The sequence below is a fragment of the Mesorhizobium ventifaucium genome (assembly GCF_935822925.1).
GTDB classification, from domain to species: Bacteria; Pseudomonadota; Alphaproteobacteria; order Rhizobiales; family Rhizobiaceae; genus Mesorhizobium; species Mesorhizobium ventifaucium.
Map to the genome: position 1 here is coordinate 40,239 of NZ_CAKXZS010000078.1, position 19,838 is coordinate 60,076.

Here is a 19,838-nt window from a genome sequence, read left to right on the forward strand (position 1 = left end):
CGCAGTTTTCGGGGCGTCCGCTCGACGGGCGCCCCGTCACACCGGTTCACGAAAACCTGCGAGGCGACAGTGCTGGGGCGATGCGCTCCTGCTTTGCCGTGCCTTGAGTTCAGCCTGTGCCGGGGAACATGGATGTCGGACGCAAGATCGAAAAAGCGACTTACCACGGTCAAGGCACGGGCCACGGTCAAGGCACGGGGCAAGGTCACGGCGCAGGCTGCCCGTCCGTCCGGCGCCCGCCGTGCCGACGCGGCGCTGATCCCCGGATCGAGCGTGCATGCGTCGCTGGCTAACGAGATCGGGCTCAGGATTGTGCGCGGCGACTATCCGCCGGGAACCATCCTGCCCAACGAGGCCAAATGGTCCGAGACTTTCGACGTCAGCCGCTCGGCGGTTCGCGAAGCGATCAAGATGCTGATGGCCAAGAGCCTGCTGGCCTCACGCCCCAAGATCGGCAGCTGGGTCGAGCCGAAAGAGCGCTGGAACCTGCTCGATCGCGACGTGCTGGCCTGGTACGCGACGGCGCCCGATCGCGAAATGTTCCTGCGCACCGTCCAGGAATTCCGTCACATCATCGAGCCGGAAGCCAGCGCCTTTGCGGCGATCCGGCGCAGCGACGAGCAGATGGCCGAGATCAGCCAGGCCTGCCGGGAGATGGGCGAGGCCGCGACGCTGCCGGAGCGCACCCGCGCCGATACACGTTTTCACCTGGCCATCCTGCGAGCGTCGGGCAACGACCTGCTGGTGCCGCTCGGCGTGCTGATCGAATCCGCGCTCGACCACCTCTTCGTCTTCGTCACGCGTGAAACCAGCGACCAGCCTCGGGCGCAGGCGCTGCATGAGGCGATCGAAAAGAACATCCGTCTCAGGCGTCCGGCGGCTGCAAGGAATGCCGTGCACAGGCTGCTCGCCAACACCGACGAGGTTATTGGGCGGTCGCGGCGGTAAGGTCAAACGCAATCGCTCTGGCCGGCCAAGTTCGGCTCTAAGCGGAAACTCGTTCGCGCTCGGCCGAACTCCCGCCCAAGACCCGAAAGCGACCTTCGTAGGTCGGGCCGGAACGTCTGCAAAGGAGGCAATCAACTTCGTAGCACGCGATGGCAACAACCGCTTAGGCCCGATTTTGTTGAGAACCTCGGCAAGCGCGAGCGCTTCAGCCGTCAACTAACCCGCGCAGGGATATGGCAAATCCAGGTAGAAGCCTAATCAACGACGAGACGAGTGCGCTGTAGGAACAGCCAAGATATTCACGCTCGCGGAAAGGACTGTCGGCGTTGACGGGATTGGCGTAAACTACATGCTTGGGGTGTCATCCATGCACCGTATCATCACAGTGGCTTTTGTGGCGCTCGCGGCGTTGTTCATCTGCCCCGCGCGGGCGGAGGTATTGGTCGGGGTTTCGGCCGCGATGACGGGACGGCTCGCCTGGATTGGCGAGCAGGGGCAGCGTGGGGCAGAGATGGCTGTTGCCGACTTCAATGCGGCGGGCGGCGTTCTCGGCCAGCAGGTGGGGTTAATCGCGGTCGACGATTTCTGCGATCCCGAGCAGGCGGTGGTGGCAGCCCGGAAGCTGGTCGCTGATGGCGTGGTGCTCGTCATCGGTCACTACTGCTCCGGAGCCTCGATCCCGGCATCGAAGGTGTACGAGGCGGCGGGAGTTTTGCAGATTTCGCCGGGATCGACCAATCCCCAACTGACCGAACAGGGTCGGGCCAACGTCTTCCGCGTCATTGGTCGCGACGATACGCAAGGAATCGTGGCCGGCAACCACCTAGCCGATCGCTGGGGCGACAAGAAGGTCGCGATCCTTCACGACACCACGATATATGGGAAAGGTCTCGCCGATGAGACCAGAAAGCGGCTGAACAAGCGGGGCGTGATCGAAGCTGTCTACGACGCGTACACGCCAGGCAAGGACGACTATTCGGCCGAGGTCGCTGCACTACAGGCCGCTGGCATCGCCGTGCTGTATGTCGGTGGGTATCATGCCGAAGTTGCGCTGATTGTTCGCGCCGCACGCGACCGCGGCTACGCGGTTCAGATCATCTCCGGCGATGCCCTGGCGACCGAGGAATTTGCCCTGATCGCCGGCCCCGCGGCCGAGGGGACCCTCTTCACGTTCTCCGCGGACCCACGGCGAAACCCCGAAGCGGCCCCGGTAGTGGAGCGATTCCGTGCCGAAAACTTCGAGCCCGCAGGCTACACGCTGCTGAGCTACGCTGCCGTCCAGGTCTGGGCGCAGGCGGTCGAGAAGGCAGGTTCGCTGGAGCTGGCGACGGTCATCGCGACCCTGCGCGGGCAGGAGTTCGACACTGTCCTGGGCTCGATCGATTTCGACGACAAGGGCGATCTCTCGACCCAGAACTGGGTATGGTACGTCTGGCGAAGTGGAGAGTACGTGCCGGTCGAGTAAGGGCCAATTCGACGGCGCGCCGCTTGAGATATCTGATGCAGACCACGTTAGCAGGTTCATTCGGATCAAAGCGTTGCAGCGATGCTTGAACGCCTCGGGATACGCGGCCGCCTGCTGCTGGCTTTTTTCGGGATCAGCGCTTTCGCAGTGCTGGCAACAGCGGCTGCCCTGTATGCCTTTCTCCAGGTCGGCGACGTCGTCGACCGCATCACCAGGGATCGGGTGCCGTCGGCGCTTGCCTCCCTCCAGCTGTCGCGCCAGGCCGAGCGGGTCGCGGCCATTGCGCCGGCCGTGCTGACGTCGACTAGCAAAGCCCGGCACAACGAAGTCTCGGCTGCGATCGGGGTCGAGATGACGCGCCTCGAGGAGCTGCTGGCCGCGCTCAAGGGTGCCGCGCTTGGAACGCCAGCGGTGGCTGAGATCGAGGCTGCGGTGCTCGGTCTCAGGCGCAACCTCGACGCTCTCGACGACCTTGTTGCCACGCGCCTCGCCGTGGTCGCGCGCAAGGAAGGGCTGTTGCGCCGCTTGTCGGCGACGACAATTGCAGGCCAGCGTCTCGTGGCCTCCGGCATCCTGGTGATGAATTCCAGGCTCGCGCAGTGGCGGGCGGCCGCGGCCGACGCATCGCTCGCGCCGGATCGAAGCGCGGCGGTCATGGCCGATCTCGTCCAGGCGATTGCAGCCTATATCCCCCAACAGAGGGCGCACCAGGAGATGTCGGCGGTTAACGACGCTCTGGTCAGGACGGCGGACGCGTCGACGCCGGGCGATCTGGCGTTGACCCTGTTTCCGCTGCGTCGGTCCCTTGCCGCTCTGGAAGCGATCTCCGCCGAGATCGACGTGAAGCTGCAGGTCCGCTTCCGACAACGGGTGGACGAGTTCAAGGCGCTGATCGATGGCGAAAAGAGCATCCCCAAGGCCCGCCAGGACGAGCTCGCCGTCCTGGCGCAGGGCGAAAAGCTTCTCGGCGAAAACAATCGGCTGTCGCGCAGCCTTACCGCTGCCGTAGATCGGCTAGTCGCCGCGGCGGACCGCGAGATCACCGCGTCCGGTCTGGAAGCCGCGGTCGTTCAGCGCTACGGCACCGGAGTTGTCCTTGGCTCCGCCTTCCTCAGCCTTCTGAGTTCGGTTCTGGTGGTCTGGCTCTATGTTGACCGAAGCCTTCTCGCCCGGCTGGGGGCGGTGAGCCAAGGCATGTTCGCGATCGCTGGCGGCAATTTTCGAGCGCCCCTACCTGCCGCCGGCCGAGACGAAATCGGCCGCATGGCCGAGGCGCTCAGGCTGTTCCGGGACACCGCGGTCGAGGTGGAGGAAAAGAACCTGCGCGAGGTCGCCGAGGCGCGCCAGCGGCTCGTCGATGCTATCGAGAGCATCTCCGAAGGATTCGCTCTCTACGACGGGCAGGACCGGCTCGTCCTCAGCAACAGCCGCTATCGCGAACTTCTCTACGCCGGCCTGGAGGAAATGACGCCCGGCACTATATTCGAGCACATCGTCCGCCGGTCCGCTGAGCGCGGCTACATCAAGGATGCCGAGGGGCGGGTCGAGGAATGGGTCGCCGAGCGGCTCTCCCGGCACCGCAACCCTGGCGACCCCTGGGTGCAGCGGCGCGGCGATGGACGATGGATCATGATAGGCGAGCGGCGGATCACCGGCGGCGGAACGGTCGCCGTCTACTCGGACATCACGGAGCTGAAGCAACGGGAGGAGAACCTCGCCGAGAAATCCGCGGCTCTCGAGGCGCTTTCCAACAAGCTGGCCAAGTATCTCGCGCCGCAGGTGTACAAATCGATATTTTCTGGCCGTCAGGACGTCAGGATCGCCAGCCAGCGCAAGAAGCTGACCATATGCTTCTCAGACATCGCTGGCTTTACCGAGACCACTGACAAGATGGAGTCCGAGGATCTCACCCAGCTCCTCAACCACTATCTGACGGAAATGTCGAAAATTGCTTCGGATCACGGCGCGACGATCGATAAGTATGTCGGTGACGCGATCTTGATGTTTTTCGGCGATCCGGAGACTCGCGGTGTCAAGGAGGACGCGCTCGCCTGCGTCGAGATGGCCCTCGCCATGCAGAAGCGGATGACCGACCTTGCCGAAATCTGGCGTGACATCGGCATCGAAACGCCGCTGCGCTGCCGCATCGGCATCCATACCGACTACTGCACCGTCGGCAACTTCGGCAGCGAAGACCGGATGGACTACACGATCATCGGCGGCGCCGTGAATCTCGCCTCACGCCTCGAGCAGGAGGCGCCGCCGGGCGCCGTGCTCATTTCCTATGAGACGTTTGCGCAAGTGAAGGACACTATCGCCTGCGTGGAACTGGGACACATCCAGGTCAGGGGCATCGCCTATCCCGTCGCCACCTATCGCGTCCTCGATCTGAAGGCCAATATGGTCGCCGCCCGCAGCGCCGTTCGAACCGTGCTGCCGCATCTCAGGGTGGAGGCTGAACCCGAGCTGATGTCTGCTGACGAGCGTGACCAAGCCGCTAATGCGCTTCGAGACGTGCTCGATCGACTTTGTCACAAGCTTGGGTAGTGGGGCTCGCGCCCGCACCCGGTTCGTCGCCTTCTACAGCGCTCACGTCGACCAACGCAGGGATGGTTCCTTCGCCAGCGCCTCCTTTGGGGGCGAGACCTTACCTTCCCGGCGTCGCTGGCAAGGTCGGCAATTGGCGCCACTTGCTCGTTCCCATCGACGAGACGAATGGCAACATTCCTCCCATCTTGGCCATTTGCGCTGGCTGATTGGGTTTGCCCCTAGATGATAGTCCTAAACGTTCGGTTCGGAAGATGATGATCAAACAGGGGCATAGCGCCTGGTTCTATTGCAATGAATCAGGCTGTGGCTCATGAAAATTCCATGTCGGCTCTGCAGCCTTCATTGCGCGTCCTATGGGACGCGTGGCGCTGTAGGCGGCGTCAGGTCGACGCCGTTGACCTTGCCGATATGCGTCGCCAGCATCGGCACATATTGATCGGCGGGCCCGGCGGCGAATGCGCCGGCGAAGGCGTTCTTGGTGGCGTTGCCGAGCGGGTTGGCGATGCCGGCGGCACCGGCCATCGATTCGAGGTAGGTGAGGTCCTTGAAGGCGTTGGCGATGGTGAATTTGTGCGCGTCGCGGTCGCCTTCCAGCGTCCAGCGCATGAAGGTCTGGTAGAAGCCGCAATCCATGCGGCCGTTGCGGATGACGCTGTCGAAGCGCGGCGGCGAGATGCCGACCTTCTGCGCCAGCGCGAGCGCCTCGGAATAGATCGCGGCATAGCCCAGCGAGATGAAATTATTGAGCAGCTTCATGCGGTGGCCGTCGCCGGTGTTGCCGATATGGACGATACGTCCGGCCCAGGTGTCAAGCACTGGCTTCAGCCGGGCAAAGACCGCGTCGGGTGCACCGACCATGGCATCGAGCGTGCCTTCCCAAGCCTCCTTCGGGGTGCGGCTGAGCGGGGCATCGACATAGTCGACGCCGAGCGCCTTGAGTTCGGCGGCAAGCGCCACCGTCGAGGTCGGATCGGAGGTCGAGCAATCGACGACCACCGCGCCCTGCTTCAGGCCCTCCTTGAGGCCGCCGGGCCCGCGGATGATGGCTTCTACCTCGCGCGAGCCGGTGACGCAGATGAAGACGATATCGGATGCCACTGCCACCTCGCGCGAAGTCGCGGCTTCCTTCGCACCCCGGCCGAGCAGGTCTTGCGCCGGAGCGCGGTTCTTGCGGCCGAGAAACGTCAGGGTATAGCCCTTGTCGACGATGTTCTTCGCGATCCCGTGACCCATCAGGCCAAGGCCGATGAAGCCGATCTTTTCGCTCGCGGCGGTGGTGTTCATGTCGTGTAATCCTGTGTTGCGGTCTCGATGACGGCGTCGCACTTTGGCAGACGACTTGTTGAAGCGGGTTTTTGCCGCAGGCCCGTGGCAGACGATTGCAGAGTTCGATATTGTCTGACAATACACATGAATTCCAGGAAATGTGGAGAGCAAAATGACGAAGCGGATCATGTTCACCGGCGGCAGCGGCAAGGCCGGGCGTCATGTCGTGCAGTACCTGGTCGAGCAGGGCTGCCAGGTGCTCAACATCGACACCAAGCCGCTCGACAACCCCAAGGTGCGCACCTTGATCACCGATATCACCGACAGCGGGCAGGTGTTCAATGCGCTGTCGAGCTATATGGGCCTGCATGAATTCGACCCGTCGCTGCGCGCGCAGCCAGTCGATGCCGTGGTGCATTTCGCGGCGATCCCGCGCATCATGATCACGCCCGACAACGAGGTGTTCCGCATCAACGCGCTCGGCACCTACAATGTGATCGAGGCGGCGGTGAAACTCGGCATCCGCAAGGTGGTGATCGCCTCCAGCGAGACAACCTATGGGCTGGTCTTCGCCAACGAGCCGCGCGACCCGACGCATTTCCCGCTCGACGAGGAGTACGATGTCGATCCGATGGATAGCTACGCGCTGTCGAAGATCGTCAACGAGAAGACGGCGCGCGCCTTCGCGCTGCGCAGCGGCTTCGACATCTACGCTTTGCGCATCGGCAACGTCATCGAGCCGCATGAATATTCGCTGTTTCCGAAATGGTTCGCTGATCCGGGTTTCCGCAAGCGGATCGCCTGGAGTTATGTCGACGCGCGCGACCTCGGCCAAATCACGTTGCGCGCCATCGAAAAGGACGGGCTCGGCTATCAGGTGTTCAACGCCGCCAATGACGACACCTCGTCCGACCTGCCGACGGCCGAATTGCTGAAGCGGTTTTATCCCGGCGTGCCGGTCAAGGGCGAACTTGGTGAATACGAAACGCTGCTCTCCAACCGCAAGGCGCGGGATATGCTCGGATTCCGCCCGGAACACAGCTGGCGGAAATACGTCAAGACGACTTGACGAGGTCGATGCATCCGGGCTGATCTGTGCACAGAAGCAGGCTTTGCAGCCCGAGGCTTTCCCCGCGCTTGACAGCTTTCGGAATCCGGACTTTGTGAGCAGATGCGGGACGGCAAGCCGAATAAGAGAAAAACACCGGCCAAGGCGGCCTCCGCCGAGCGCCCGGCTGTCGTTCGCCGTGCCGATGCGGCGCGTATGCCGGGGTCGAGTGTGCATGCATCGCTGGCCAACGAAATCGGTCTCAGGATCGTGCGCGGCGACTATCCGCCCGGCACCATCCTGCCCAATGAAGCCAAATGGTCGGAGACCTTCGACGTCAGCCGCTCGGCGGTGCGCGAAGCGATCAAGATGCTGATGGCCAAGAGCCTGCTGGCGTCGCGCCCGAAGATCGGCAGTTGGGTCGAGCCGAAAGAGCGCTGGAACCTGCTCGATCGCGACGTGCTCGGCTGGTACGCGACATCGCCCGACCGCGAGGTATTCCTGAAAACGGTGCAGGAATTCCGCCACATCATCGAGCCGGAAGCGACCGCCTTTGCCGCGATGCGGCGCACAGACGAGCAGATGGCCGAAATCAGCCAGGCCTGCCGGGAGATGGGCGAGGCGACGACGCTGCAGGAGCGCACCCGCGCCGATACGCGCTTTCACCTCGCCATCCTGCGGGCGTCGGGCAACGACCTCCTGGTGCCGCTCGGTGTGCTGATCGAATCGGCGTTCGATCATCTGTTCGCCTATACGACGCGGGAACTGGACGATTTGCAGCACGCACAGAAGCTGCACGAGGCGATCGAAAAGAACATCCGCCTGCAGCGGCCGTATGCGGCGCGCAACGCGGTGCGCAAGCTGTTGGCCAATACAGATAGCGTCATCAAGTCGAGGTAGGCCGACCCTCTAATCTTCTCTCGGGCGCCCAAACGCGGCGCGCAGTTCGTCCTTGGCATCCTCCAGCACTTTCTTCTGCTTGGCCGGCAGGTTCGTGCCGGCACGGTTGATGTAGAAATTCAGCGTCGACATGGCGGACTGGAACGGCTCGGCCTTGCGCCGCTCGCTGTGCTCGGCCGATCGCTTCAGCGAGGCTGCGATCTTCCTGGGATCGTGGGATTCGAAGATATGTTCCTCGAGGTCCAGCGCATAGCTGTGCTCGGTCACCTCGGCCGACCATTTCCTTTTCGCGGTCACGGCAAACTCCTTCCATTGGTGCGTTGATGAAAACTCCGGGACGGCGGCCACCGTTCCACTGCAGCTCAAGTTTCTGGAGCCACGGATTTGCGGGATGTGGCGCTGCACGGCGTCGCCAATTTGCCGATAGTGGTGTCGAACCGGTCGATTTCGCAGAACCGCGGACAGGAAACGCCTTGACCACAACCCTCTCCAGCCAGGCACGCAGCACCGGCATTGACAGCGCCTATGCCTGGATGCGGCTCGGCGTTTCTGTCCTTCTGGCGACGATCGGCGGTGTCGGCATGTGGGCGGTGGTCGTGGTGCTCCCCGCCGTGCAGGCCGAATTCGGCGTCGATCGGGCCGCCGCGTCGATGCCTTATACCGCGACCATGGTCGGTTTCGCAGCCGGCAATGTGCTGGTCGGCCGCGCCATCGACCGCATGGGCTACTGGATCCCGGCGCTCATTGCCTCGGTGGCGCTCGGCGCCGGTTTCCTGATGGCGTCGCTGACCAGTTCGATCCTGCAATTCACTCTTGTCCAGGGGCTTTTGATCGGCGTCGGCACGTCGGCGATTTTCGGGCCGCTGATCGCCGACATCTCGCACTGGTTCAACCGCCGCCGCGGCGTCGCGGTGACGGCTGCCGCCGCCGGCAGTTATCTCGCCGGGGCGATCTGGCCGTTGGCAATGCCCTACGTCATGCAGAGCGAGGGCTGGCGCTTCACCTATGCCGCGATCGGCGTCGTCTGCCTCGCCACCATGGTGCCGCTGATCCTGCTGCTCAGGCGCGGCGCACCACATGCCGCCGCTCCCGGTTCACCCGGCAGCCGGCCCGTCCAGCCGATCTCGCTGTCACCGGCAGCGCTGCAGGTGCTGCTCGTCGTCGCCGGCCTTGGCTGCTGCGTGGCGATGTCGATGCCGCAGGTCCATATCGTCGCCTATTGCATGGATCTCGGCTATGGCGTGGCGCGAGGCGCCGACATGCTGTCGATCATGCTGGCGGCGGGCGTCGTCAGCCGACTGGCGTCCGGCTTCCTTGCCGATCGCATCGGCGGCGTGAAGACCCTGCTGATCGGCTCGGTGCTGCAAGCCCTGTCGCTGTTGTTCTACATCCCCTTCGACGGGCTCGCGTCGCTTTACGTCGTCTCGCTGGTCTTCGGCCTGTCGCAGGGCGGCATCGTGCCTTGCTATGCCATCATCGTGCGCGAATACATGCCCGCCAAAGAGGCCGGCCAGCGCGTCGGCATCGTAATTATGGCAACGATCTTCGGCATGGCAATCGGCGGCTGGATGTCGGGCTGGATCTATGATCTGACCGGCTCCTACGCCGCCGCGTTCCTCAACGGCATTGCCTGGAACCTGCTGAACATAGCGGCCATGGTGCTGCTGCTGTGGAAGGCACGGCGCAGCGCCGCGGCGATGGCCTGAGCACTGACCCCGCTGGCCTGTCGCTGGCCAGAGCGACGGAAGAGACAGGGGGTAGCCCGGGGGGAAGCCCCCCGTGACGCGGAGTCCGGTCCACGCTCTTGCTTGACTTACACATATCTCGGTGGTTATTGATTTATAAATAGCCAGCGAGTTATCGATTACGATGCCACAGCCCCACGAGAGAATCTTTAAAGCGCTTGCCGATCCGACGCGACGGGCCATCTTCGAGCGGTTGTGTCGCGACGGCGACCAGACCGTCGCGGCCCTGACCGCTCGGGCCGGGGTCTCGCAACCGGCCGTGTCAAAGCACCTTGGGGTGCTGAAACAGGCCGGGTTGGTGCGCGACCGCCACGAAGGCCGAAACACGCACTACAGCGCGGAGCTCGGCGCCTTGGCGCCGCTGATCGACTGGACAAACCAAATGGCTGGGTTCTGGCAAAGCCGGTTCGACAACCTCGAAGATCTGCTCAAAAGGATGGATCGATGACCAATACTGAGACCGAAACGCGCGCCGTCGTTGTCGAACGGGAGGTCGCTTTTCCGCCGGAAAAGATCTGGCGCGCGCTTACGCAATCACACCTGATCGAGGAGTGGCTGATGAAGAACGATTTCAAGCCAGACGAGGGGCACCGTTTCAATCTTAGCGCGGACTGGGGGGCGGTCGACTGTCGGGTCCAGGCAGTCGAGCCCAACAAGACGCTGTCTTACACGTGGGACACCAAGGATCTCAAAAGTGTCGTCACGTGGACGCTCACCCCTACGAGCACGGGGACCCATCTGCGCATGGAGCAGTTGGGCTTCCGGCCGGATCAGCAGCAGTACTACCAGGGAGCCAAATACGGGTGGCAGCGGTTCTTTGCGAACCTGGAGCAGGTCCTGGCGCGGATAGAATAGCCGTGCCGGTGCCATAGGCAGCTGCGGGCGAAACGCAGTGCCCACAAGTCGCCCGTCAACGAAACAAGGTAGCAAAAAGGCTGCCGCCAAGCGGGTCGCGCGGCTCGTCTTCAGAGGAGGTCCCCAAATGAACTGGAGTACATGGATACGGCAATTCCACCGCTGGCTGTCGATCATTTTTACCGCGGTCGTCGCTGCCATCTTCATCACCTTGGGCGTAGGTGTCGAGCCTGCCTACTGGGTATACCTCATGCCGCTGATCCCGCTCGGCTTGCTCATGCTCAGCGGTCTTTACTTGTTCGCGTTGCCCTATGCCATGAGGTGGCGCAGCGGACGACGCACGGCGTAGAGGCGTGAACACGATGGACGACAAGACGCCCGCGAACCCGCCCAGAGCCGAAATTCAAACTGTGTCGCTACCCGAGTGCGGGTAGCTGTCCTGGCCGGTTCGCTTGACAATGGGGTAAGGCTGCGCGACGCCAGACGGGGTGCGGCAGCCATAATCTCTGGTAAGTATGGGTTGGCATGGCGACAGTGGCAACGACGCTGAATAGCATTTCGCGGCCGCGCTTCGGCGAGGGCGCCGCGTTCGGCACAAGGCTATGACCAAACCGCGCTCGCGCCGCGGCGGCGGCCGTCCGACGATCGCCGACGTCGCGCGCAAGGCCGGCGTCGGCGCCATCACCGTCTCCCGCGCCTTGCGCGAGCCGGAGCGTGTTTCGGAAGTTCTGCGCCGCCAGATCCAGGCGGCCGTCGATGAGCTCGGCTATCTGCCCGACCCAAATGCGCGGGCGCTGGCTTCGGCGCGCGCCGAGGTCTTTGGCGTGCTGGTGCCGTCGCTCACCAACAGCGTCTTTGCCGAAGTTCTGCGCGGCATTTATGACAGCCTCTTCGACAGCTCCTACCGCATCCAGCTCGGCAACACCCACTACTCCGGCCTCGAGGAGGAACGGCTGCTGCAGGTGTTCGGCCCGCAGCGCCCGGCGGCGCTGATCGTGGCGGGCGTCGACCAGACGCCAACGTCGCGAAGACTGCTCGAGACGGCCGGCTGCCCGGTGGTGCAAGTCATGGAAACCGGGCCCGATCCGGTCGACATGATGGTCGGCTTCTCGCATTTCGACGGCGGCAAGGTGGCCACGGAGCACATGATCGAAATGGGCTATCGCCGCATCGGCTTCATCGGCGCGCGCATGGACCCGCGCTCGCAGCGTCGCCTGGCCGGCTATCGAGCGGCGATGGAGGCGGCCGGTCTGTTCGACGCGCGACTGATCACCACCACGCCGGTGCCGTCCAGCGTGACGCTCGGGCGCGAATTGTTTCGCGACGCGCTGGCCAAGGTGCCGACGCTGGATGGAGTTTTCTGCAACAATGACGACATCGCGCTCGGCGCGTTGTTCGAATGCCACCGCGCCTCGATCGCCGTGCCGAAGACGATCGGCATCACAGGCTTCAACGATCTCGACATGATGGAAGTGGCTTTTCCATCGGTCACCAGCATCCGGACGCCTCGCTACGAGATCGGCCGGCGGTCGGTCGCCATGGCGCTCGCGGCGATTGCAGGCAAGCGGCCGCAAGAGCCGGTCGTCGATCTCGGCTTCGAACTCAAGCGCCGCGAGAGCACGGCCCGCTGACTTGCCTTCGACACGCAGTGAAATGACGCTTTACACAATGTGATGGTAGCGCTACCATCGCTCCTCTGGCAAAAAACTCACGGCAAAGGAGCTAGTTTGTTTATTATATATAATCGACAGCTAATGCTTGTTTATTATGTATAATATGATAGTTTTTACTGTGGTTGCCGAGCGGCAAGGGAGGAGATCGGGTCGGCATTCGGCCACCTGGTACAACGCGACGGGCAAGGCGGGAGGTGCCGGGCCGGACGCGCGAGACGCGTAAGACAATCAAAAACTGCAACTGGGAGGAATATCGATGTTCAAGTCACTCGTTGGTGGCATCGTTGCCGCCACTGCATTTGTCATGCTGAGTTCGTCGGCGCTTGCCGAACCCGAAATCGTCAACGGCCCGTCGGCCGAGCCGGAATGCTTCGCGCCATGGGCCGCCGACACGCAGTTCTTCAAGTTCCCCAAGAAGGAAGGCCCGTACCGCGTCGCGCTCGCCAACGGCTATATCGCCAACACCTGGCGCATCCAGATGGTGCAGACGGCGAAGGCCTATGCGGCGCAGCCGGCTGTCGCGGCGAAACTGAAGGAATTCAAGGTCGTGTCGACCGGCGAAGACGTGCCGGCGCAGATTTCGGCTATCAACAACTTCATCGATTCCGGTTATGACGCGATCGTCGTCAACGCGCAGAATCCAACGGCTTTCGGGCCGGTCATCAAACGCGCCAAGGAAGCGGGCGTCGTGCTGGTCGCCTTCGACAACATTCTCGACACCAAGGACGCCATCAACGTCAATGTCGACCAGAAAGGCCTTGGCGAGTTGTGGGCCAACTGGCTGATCAAGCATATTCCCAATGGCGGCAAGATCCTCGAAGTGCGTGGCGTCGCCGGTACGTCGGTCGACACCGACCGCCACAACGGCATTCATGAGACCCTCGATGCTTCCGGCAAGAAGTGGGAGGTCACCGAAGTCGTTGGCAAATGGGACGATGGCGTGGCGCAAAAGGCTACGGCCGACGCGATCGCCACCAACGGTCCCTTCGATGGCGTCACCGGGCAGGGCGGCGACACCGGCATCGTCCAGGCGATGATCGACGCCAAGCATCCGTTCGTGCCCTTCGGCGGCGAAACGGAAAATGGCTTCCGCAAATTCTGCGCCAAGTTTGCCGCAGAGGGGCTGAAGTGCTCGTCGGCCGGAACCGGTCCCGCCCAGGTGGCGGTCGCCATCAAGACGGCGATTGCCGCGCTCGAGGGCCAAGTCGTCCCGCAAGCGGTGAAGCTGCCGCTGGCAATCGTCGAGGATCCGAACTTTAAGGAAGGCGAGGACTATTTCCCCGACCAGTCCGATAATTTCTTCGTCGGCAACTCTTTCCCGACCTGCGGCATCAATTTCACCGCGCAGGAAATCATGGGCCAGAGCAAGGAAAACCAATAGACTGATTGACCGGCGCCGCGGGATATCCCGCGGCGCCGGTCCGAAGAACAAGCGCCTTGGGAGGGGCCGATGGACGGCGCGATTCCGCTCTTCCGCATGGAGGGCATATCCAAGCGCTATGGCGGTGTGCGGGCGCTGGAAAAGGCCGAGCTTTCGGTTACACCAGGCAGCATTCACGCCATCCTCGGCGAGAACGGCGCCGGTAAATCGACGCTGATCAAGGTCATGGCCGGCGTCGTCGCGCCTGACGAAGGCCGCATGATGCTGGACGGAAGCGAGGTGACTTTCTCGTCGCCGGCAGCGGCCAACCAGGCCGGCATCGTCTGCATTTTCCAGGAACTGTCGCTCGTCCCCGAACTCAGCGTTTCCGACAACATCGTCATTTCCGATCCGCCCAAACGCTTCGGCATGATCGACCGTAAGGCGCAGCGACGCATCGCGGAAGAAGCCCTGGCTCGCGCGGGCGCTGCCGATATCCACCCGCTGGCGCTGGTCAAAGACCTTCCTCTTTCAAGAAGGCAGATGGTCGAGATCGCCAAGGCACTTGCCAGGAAGCCGCGCATCCTGATCCTCGACGAGGCGACCTCGGCGCTGACCGCGGCCGACGTCGCCAAGATTTTCGGCGTCTTGAAGCGGCTGCGCTCGGAAGGGTTGGCGCTGCTCTACATCTCGCATCGGATGAACGAGATCGCCGAGCTTGCCGACCAGTGCACGGTGTTCCGCAACGGCCGCAATGTCGCCAGTTATGCTGCTGGATCGAAGAGCGACAATGAAGTCGTCGAGCTGATGATCGGCCGCGAATACAGCCATATTTTCCCGCCGAAGCCGGTGCGCGCGCCGGCCACCGCCGCTCCCGTGCTGGAGGCGCGCAAGCTTTCCTGGACCGACCGGCTGGACAATATCTCGCTTACGGTCGGGGCAGGCGAGGTCGTCGGCCTCGGCGGTCTTGACGGCCAGGGCCAGCGCGAATTGCTGCTCGCCTTCTTCGGCGTGCTGCGCGGCCTCAGCGGCCAGATATTGATCGACGGCAAACCGGTGGCGATCGCCAGCCCGGCCAAGGCGCGCCGTGACCGGATCGGCATGGCGCTGATCCCGGAAGACCGCAAGACGGAAGGCCTGATGCTGCCGATGACGGTGCGCGAAAACCTCTCCTTCGCAACACTCGACCGGCTGTCCAGGGCCGGCATCATCGACCGTGCCGCCGAGCAGCGGCTGATCGACGACATGGTAGCTCTGCTGGCGATCAAGACGGCCGGCCTCGACATTCCGGTCGGCGCACTGTCCGGCGGCAATCAGCAGAAGGTCGTCATCGCCAAATGGCTGATGCGGCAGCCGCGCATCATCCTGCTCAACGACCCCACGCGGGGTATCGATGTCGGCACCAAACAGGAACTGTATCAGCTAATGCGCAAGCTTGCCGACCAAGGCGCGGCGATACTGTTTTACTCCACCGACTATGACGAGCTGATCGGCTGCTGCGATCGGGTGCTGGTGCTCTATGACGGAGCGGTCAAGCGCGAGCTGGTCGGCGCCGAGATCACCGAGCGGGCGCTGATCGCCAGCGCGCTCAACATCCATGGCGAAGAGATGCCTGCCAGAGGCATGGCGAAGGGCATGGCGAAGACGCCAGCCCGAGGAGCGGACGCGTGAAGGATTGGCGCTACTGGCTTGCCGAACAACGCGGAACGCTGCTGGCGTTCGGCATCTTCATCGTGATGTTCACGATTTATACCTCGAACCATCCGGCCGGCTTTACCGCCAATGTCGTGCAGACGGCTTCCAACAAGGGCGTGCTGCTTGCCTTCGTCGCCATGGCGCAGACGCTGGTGGTGATCACCGCCGGCATCGACCTTTCCGTCGGCATGATCTTTCTGCTGACCAATTGCCTGGCCTCATGGCTGGTCATCGGCACCGGCATCGAAACCGCGTTCGGCGTCGTCGCGGTGCTCGGCACCGGGCTGCTGTGCGGGGCGATCAACGGCGCCATCGTCATCTACGGAAGGCTGCAGCCGATTGTCACCACCATCGCCACCGGCGCGGTCTATTTCGGCATCGCGCTGCTGCTTCGGCCGTTCCCGGGCGGCTCGGTCAACGAGGATCTGGCCGACGCCCTGACCGGGCGGCTGTTCGGCGTGGTGCCGGCGAGCCTGGTGGCGCTGCTAGCCGTCGTGCTCGTGGTCTGGATGCCGTTCAGCCGGTCGGTGCTCGGCCGCGCCGCTTACGCAGCCGGATCGTCGGAAATGGCGGCCTACATGTCCGGCGTGCCGATCCGCCGCGGCAAGTTCGCCGCCTATGCGCTGGCCGGCCTGTTGGCCGCGATCGGCGGGCTGTTCCTGACCTTCTTCACCTATACGGGCGAGGCGGCCTATGCCAGCGGCAATGCCTATACGCTGTTCTCGATCGCCGCCGTGGTGCTTGGCGGCGTCTCATTGTTCGGCGGCAAGGGCAGCGCTATCGGCGCGATCTTCGGCGCGCTCGCATTCCGCACCATCGGCGACCTGCTCTTCGTCTTCGATTTCGATCCGCTCTGGCAGCCGCTGTTCCAGGGCGTCATCCTGCTGATCGCCGTCAGCCTCGGCGCCTTCGCCCTGTTCAGGGTCCGCAACCGGCTGGAGTGGTTCCTGTGAGCGAAACGACCATCGGCGGCATCGCCGGCCGCATGCCGAAATTCGTCCGCCGCGCCGACCCGGCGGTGCTGACCGCCTTTGCCTGCATCGTGCTGCTGCTGTTTGTCGGCAGTCTCTATTCGCGCAGCTTCCTGTCGCCGGAATATCTGCTGCAGCAGCTTAAGGTGGCCTCGTTTCTCGGCGTCATCGCCACCGGCATGATGCTGGTCATCCTGCTCGGCCAGATCGACCTGTCGGTGCCGTGGTCGGTGGCGGCAGGCGCGATGATGGCCTGTGCGGCCGCCGCTTATGGCCCGGTCGGCGTGGCGCTGGCGATCCCGTTCGGCATCTTCTGCGGTGTCGCGATCGGCGTCGTAAACGGCATCGGCGTCGCTTATCTGCGCATTCCCTCGATGATCATCACGCTCGCCACCAATGCCGTCGCGCAAGGGCTGATGGTGGTCTATACCGGCGGGTTCTCGCCACAGGATTCGGCGACCCGGGCGATGCGCTATCTGGCGACCGGCTTCGCCATTCCGGGCGTGCCCAACGCGGTCGTCATCTGGGCGCTGATCGGTGCCGCGATGGTTTTCGTGCTGACCCGCACCGGCTTCGGCCGTACGGTCTACGGCATCGGCAACCGCGAGCGCGCCGCCTACCTCTCCGGCATCGACACGCGGCGCGTGGTGCTCATCGCCTTCGCGGTCTCCGGCGGGCTCTCCGCCTTCGGCGGCGTGCTTCTGGCCGGCTATGCCTCCAAGGCGGCGCAGTCGATGGGCGACGCCTATCTCCTGCCGTCGATCGCAGCGGTCGTGCTTGGCGGCACCTCGATCCTCGGCGGCCGCGGCTCCTATCTCGGCACGGTCGCTGGCGTCATCCTGATCACGCTTTTGCAATCCATTCTTTCGGTCATGCAGATGCCTGAGGCGGGGCGGCAGATCATCTACGGCGTCGTCATCGTCGCCATGCTCCTGCTTTACGGCCGCGCGCCGGCCAGCCGCTGACCCGAATCGTGGACGAAAAGGCAGCACAAACGCAGAGGCATCGCGTTCGGCCCGCACTGGCCGTCGTGGTGATGGGCGTCGCCGGTTGTGGCAAGTCGGCCGTCGGCGAAGCGCTGGCCGCTACGTTAGGCGCCATGTTCGTCGAGGGCGACAGGCTGCACCCGCCGGAAAACGTCGCGCGCATGGCAAGAGGCGAGCCGCTGACCGACGCATTGCGGGAAGGCTGGCTCGACGCGATGGGCCGGCGCATTGCGGGATCGGTCGGCGACGGGCAGGGCGTGGTGGCTGCCTGTTCGGCGCTGACGCGCAGCTACCGCGAGCGTCTGCGCGGCTTTTGCCAGGACATCGTTTTCCTCTATCTGGAAATCGATCCCGCGACCGCAAAGCAGCGCGTCGGCTCCCGCCGGGGCCATTTCATGCCGGCAAGCTTGGTTGACAGCCAGTTCGCCACGCTCGAAGCGCCAGCAGCGGACGAGAACGCATTGACGCTCGATGCGAAGCGCCCAATCGCCGACATTGTCGGCGATGTCGTGAGCCTGTTCGAGGCGAATTCATGAGGGGTACGCCGGCGCGGATCTGCTTCAGTGCCTGATCAGATCTGCGATGTCAGCTCGACAGGAAAATCGTCATTGTCGGCATCGCGCATGGCGGCGAGGCTGCGATTGTCCAGCACCTCGGCGATCGCCTGGCGCACCTCCAGCATCATGTTCCGGACTTGGCATGTCGCCTCGTCGCAATCCTCGCAGCGCTGATATTGGGTGCGGCTGGCGCAAGGGATCGGCGCCAACGGCCCATCGAGTACACGCACGACATGGCCGATCTTGATCTCGGAGGCCGGCCGGGCGAGACGGTAGCCGCCTTCCTTGCCCTTGCGGCTCTGGACGAAGCCGGCATTGCGCAATTCGCCCAGAATGGCATCCAGGAATTTCTTCGGGATGTTGTTGGCGACGGCAATGTCGTTGACGAATGCGAGCTGACCGACCGGCAAGCCTGACAGATGCACAAGGGCCTTGAGGCCGTATTTGCCTTTTTTGGTAAGCATGCCCGATTCAGTTCATGAAACCCCAACCGCCCGCATTTGGCGGTTGTTTGTGTGTAAATCATGACGTTTTGGTCACGCGATGCAGTTTCGCGAAACAAGCCGTCCGAGGCACAGTAGGCACAAACACGTTGATTCTTCGTGACGTTTTGGATGGTGCGCCCGGAAAGTGCAGGAAATCACCTTGCGGAGCGCGAAAACGACGAAAGCGGGTAAGCCGGCTTTCTTACTTATCAAGTTGGAAGATTGCTCGCGTCAGCGGCTGCCATAGGTCTGGTCGAGCAACCCGCCGGCGGCGAAATGCTCGGCCTGGACCTTGGCCCAGCCGCCGAAGACGTCCTCCACCGTCAGCAGGCGGATATCGGGGAATTCAGCCTTGTATTTGGCGGCGACCGACGCGTCGCGAGCCCGCAGGCCGTTGCGGGCGGCGATGTCCTGGCCCTGCGGCGTGTATAGGAAGTCGAGATAGGTCTTGGCGAGGTCACGCGTGCCATGCTCGTCGGCGACCGTGTCGACGATCGCCACCGGAAACTCCGCCAGCAGGCTGACCGAGGGCGTCACCTGCTCGAACTTGTCATCGCCATACTCCCTGCGGACGCCGCGCGTTTCCGACTCGAAGGTGATCAGCACGTCGCCGATCTCGCGCTGGACGAAGGTGGTGGTGGCGGCGCGCCCACCGCTGTCGAAAATCGGGACGTTGTTGAACAGCTTGGTCACGAATTCCTTCACCTTGGTGTCGTCGCCCTTGAAGGCCTCTTTGGCGTAGGCGGTGGCTGCGAGATAGGTGTAGCGCGCATTGCCCGACGTTTTCGGATTGGGGAAGATCACCTCGACGTCGTCGCGCACGAGATCGTTCCAATCCTTGATGTTCTTTGGATTCCCGGCGCGCACCAGGAAAGACGGCAGCGAATAGAAAGGCGAGGCGTTGTCGGGGAAATCCTTCTGCCAGTCGGCGGAGATGAGACCTTTCGAGACCAGGAAGTCGATGTCGATGACCTGATTGAAGGTGACGACATCCGCGCCAAGGCCCTCGGCGATGGCGCGCGCCTGTGCCGACGTTCCGGCATGCGACTGATCTATGGTCACGCCGGGGTGCTCGGCGACGAAGGCCTTGTTGACCTGCGCAAACAGTTCGCGGCCGACATCGTAAGACGCGTTCAGCAATTTGTCGGCCGACCAGGCTTGGGAGGATGCGAGGAACAGGCCGGCCAATATGGCGACGCCAAGCAAAAATCGCTTCATGAAATCAGAACTCCAATGCAGTGCGCTTATGGCCGAAACATAGCGGCAAGGCATGGGGGGCGACGAGACACGTAGAACGGTTTCGCCACGTCATCGCTAGAAAAATGTTCCCATTC

Annotated in this window: 19 protein-coding genes; 15 read left to right on the forward strand and 4 right to left on the reverse strand. The window is 63.3% G+C overall.

Annotated features, from left to right (window positions below):
* The first annotated feature begins 132 nt into the window (after nt 1-132).
* The 3 genes from NMG70_RS31125 to NMG70_RS31135 all read left to right on the forward strand — a co-directional run bounded on the left by NMG70_RS31125 (nt 133) and on the right by NMG70_RS31135 (nt 4,960).
* Nucleotides 133-948 carry a FadR/GntR family transcriptional regulator gene (locus NMG70_RS31125; RefSeq protein ID WP_254028025.1) on the forward strand — a complete coding sequence of 272 codons (816 nt, stop codon included), beginning with the start codon at nt 133-135 and terminating at the stop codon, nt 946-948.
* Between the two features lie 367 nt (nt 949-1,315).
* Nucleotides 1,316-2,413, forward strand: coding sequence for a branched-chain amino acid ABC transporter substrate-binding protein (locus NMG70_RS31130; RefSeq protein ID WP_254028026.1), 1,098 nt, complete (start codon nt 1,316-1,318; stop codon nt 2,411-2,413).
* Between the two features lie 81 nt (nt 2,414-2,494).
* The gene (locus NMG70_RS31135; protein WP_254028027.1) at nt 2,495-4,960 is read left to right on the forward strand and encodes a PAS-domain containing protein; all 2,466 of its coding nucleotides are present in this window, start codon (nt 2,495-2,497) and stop codon (nt 4,958-4,960) included.
* A gap of 354 nt (nt 4,961-5,314) precedes the next feature.
* Here the strand turns inward: NMG70_RS31135 and NMG70_RS31140 are convergent, their stop codons facing one another.
* A complete protein-coding gene (locus NMG70_RS31140; RefSeq protein ID WP_254028028.1) occupies nt 5,315-6,247 on the reverse strand; it encodes an NAD(P)-dependent oxidoreductase in 933 nt (310 codons plus the stop codon).
* A gap of 154 nt (nt 6,248-6,401) precedes the next feature.
* Between NMG70_RS31140 and NMG70_RS31145 the strand changes: the two genes are divergently transcribed.
* Both NMG70_RS31145 and NMG70_RS31150 read left to right on the forward strand, forming a co-directional pair.
* The gene (locus NMG70_RS31145) at nt 6,402-7,298 is read left to right on the forward strand and encodes an NAD-dependent epimerase/dehydratase family protein (RefSeq protein ID WP_254028029.1); all 897 of its coding nucleotides are present in this window, start codon (nt 6,402-6,404) and stop codon (nt 7,296-7,298) included.
* 102 nt (nt 7,299-7,400) lie between these two features.
* Complete coding sequence (locus NMG70_RS31150) at nt 7,401-8,177, forward strand: FadR/GntR family transcriptional regulator (RefSeq protein ID WP_254028030.1); 777 nt, start codon at nt 7,401-7,403, stop codon at nt 8,175-8,177.
* Between the two features lie 9 nt (nt 8,178-8,186).
* Here NMG70_RS31150 and NMG70_RS31155 read toward each other — a convergent pair whose 3' ends face one another.
* Nucleotides 8,187-8,474, reverse strand: a complete 288-nt coding sequence (locus NMG70_RS31155; RefSeq protein ID WP_254028031.1) for a DUF3175 domain-containing protein — start codon at nt 8,472-8,474, stop codon at nt 8,187-8,189.
* Nucleotides 8,475-8,710: 236 nt separating this feature from the next.
* Between NMG70_RS31155 and NMG70_RS31160 the strand changes: the two genes are divergently transcribed.
* The 10 genes from NMG70_RS31160 (at nt 8,711) to NMG70_RS31205 (ending at nt 17,998) form a co-directional block, all read left to right on the forward strand.
* Nucleotides 8,711-9,883, forward strand: coding sequence for an MFS transporter (locus tag NMG70_RS31160; protein ID WP_436798502.1), 1,173 nt, complete (start codon nt 8,711-8,713; stop codon nt 9,881-9,883).
* Nucleotides 9,884-10,046: 163 nt separating this feature from the next.
* A complete protein-coding gene (locus NMG70_RS31165; RefSeq protein WP_254028033.1) occupies nt 10,047-10,370 on the forward strand; it encodes an ArsR/SmtB family transcription factor in 324 nt (107 codons plus the stop codon).
* A complete protein-coding gene (locus tag NMG70_RS31170; protein WP_254028034.1) occupies nt 10,367-10,777 on the forward strand; it encodes an SRPBCC family protein in 411 nt (136 codons plus the stop codon). The genes NMG70_RS31165 and NMG70_RS31170 overlap by 4 nt, the downstream gene beginning before the upstream one ends.
* 127 nt (nt 10,778-10,904) lie before the next feature.
* On the forward strand, nt 10,905-11,126 hold the full coding sequence (locus NMG70_RS31175; RefSeq protein WP_254028035.1) for a hypothetical protein: 222 nt from the start codon (nt 10,905-10,907) through the stop codon (nt 11,124-11,126).
* A gap of 253 nt (nt 11,127-11,379) precedes the next feature.
* Nucleotides 11,380-12,408 carry an HTH-type transcriptional regulator GntR gene (gene gntR / locus NMG70_RS31180; RefSeq protein WP_254028036.1) on the forward strand — a complete coding sequence of 343 codons (1,029 nt, stop codon included), beginning with the start codon at nt 11,380-11,382 and terminating at the stop codon, nt 12,406-12,408.
* A 298-nt stretch (nt 12,409-12,706) separates the two neighbouring features.
* The gene (locus NMG70_RS31185) at nt 12,707-13,831 is read left to right on the forward strand and encodes a sugar ABC transporter substrate-binding protein (RefSeq protein WP_254028037.1); all 1,125 of its coding nucleotides are present in this window, start codon (nt 12,707-12,709) and stop codon (nt 13,829-13,831) included.
* Between the two features lie 69 nt (nt 13,832-13,900).
* Entirely contained in the window at nt 13,901-15,481 is a 1,581-nt protein-coding gene (locus NMG70_RS31190; protein WP_254028038.1) for a sugar ABC transporter ATP-binding protein, read from the forward strand.
* A complete protein-coding gene (locus tag NMG70_RS31195; RefSeq protein ID WP_254028039.1) occupies nt 15,478-16,458 on the forward strand; it encodes an ABC transporter permease in 981 nt (326 codons plus the stop codon). Before NMG70_RS31190 ends, NMG70_RS31195 begins: the two co-directional genes overlap by 4 nt.
* Entirely contained in the window at nt 16,455-17,441 is a 987-nt protein-coding gene (locus NMG70_RS31200) for an ABC transporter permease (RefSeq protein WP_254028040.1), read from the forward strand. The genes NMG70_RS31195 and NMG70_RS31200 overlap by 4 nt, the downstream gene beginning before the upstream one ends.
* 8 nt (nt 17,442-17,449) lie before the next feature.
* Entirely contained in the window at nt 17,450-17,998 is a 549-nt protein-coding gene (locus NMG70_RS31205) for a gluconokinase (RefSeq protein ID WP_436798499.1), read from the forward strand.
* Nucleotides 17,999-18,033: 35 nt separating this feature from the next.
* On the opposite strand, the gene NMG70_RS31210 is transcribed toward NMG70_RS31205, so the two are convergent.
* Together NMG70_RS31210 and NMG70_RS31215 are read right to left on the reverse strand one after the other, a co-directional pair.
* Entirely contained in the window at nt 18,034-18,483 is a 450-nt protein-coding gene (locus tag NMG70_RS31210; RefSeq protein WP_029351604.1) for an RrF2 family transcriptional regulator, read from the reverse strand.
* Between the two features lie 252 nt (nt 18,484-18,735).
* Nucleotides 18,736-19,722, reverse strand: a complete 987-nt coding sequence (locus NMG70_RS31215) for a sulfate ABC transporter substrate-binding protein (protein WP_254028041.1) — start codon at nt 19,720-19,722, stop codon at nt 18,736-18,738.
* Nucleotides 19,723-19,838: the final 116 nt, after the last annotated feature.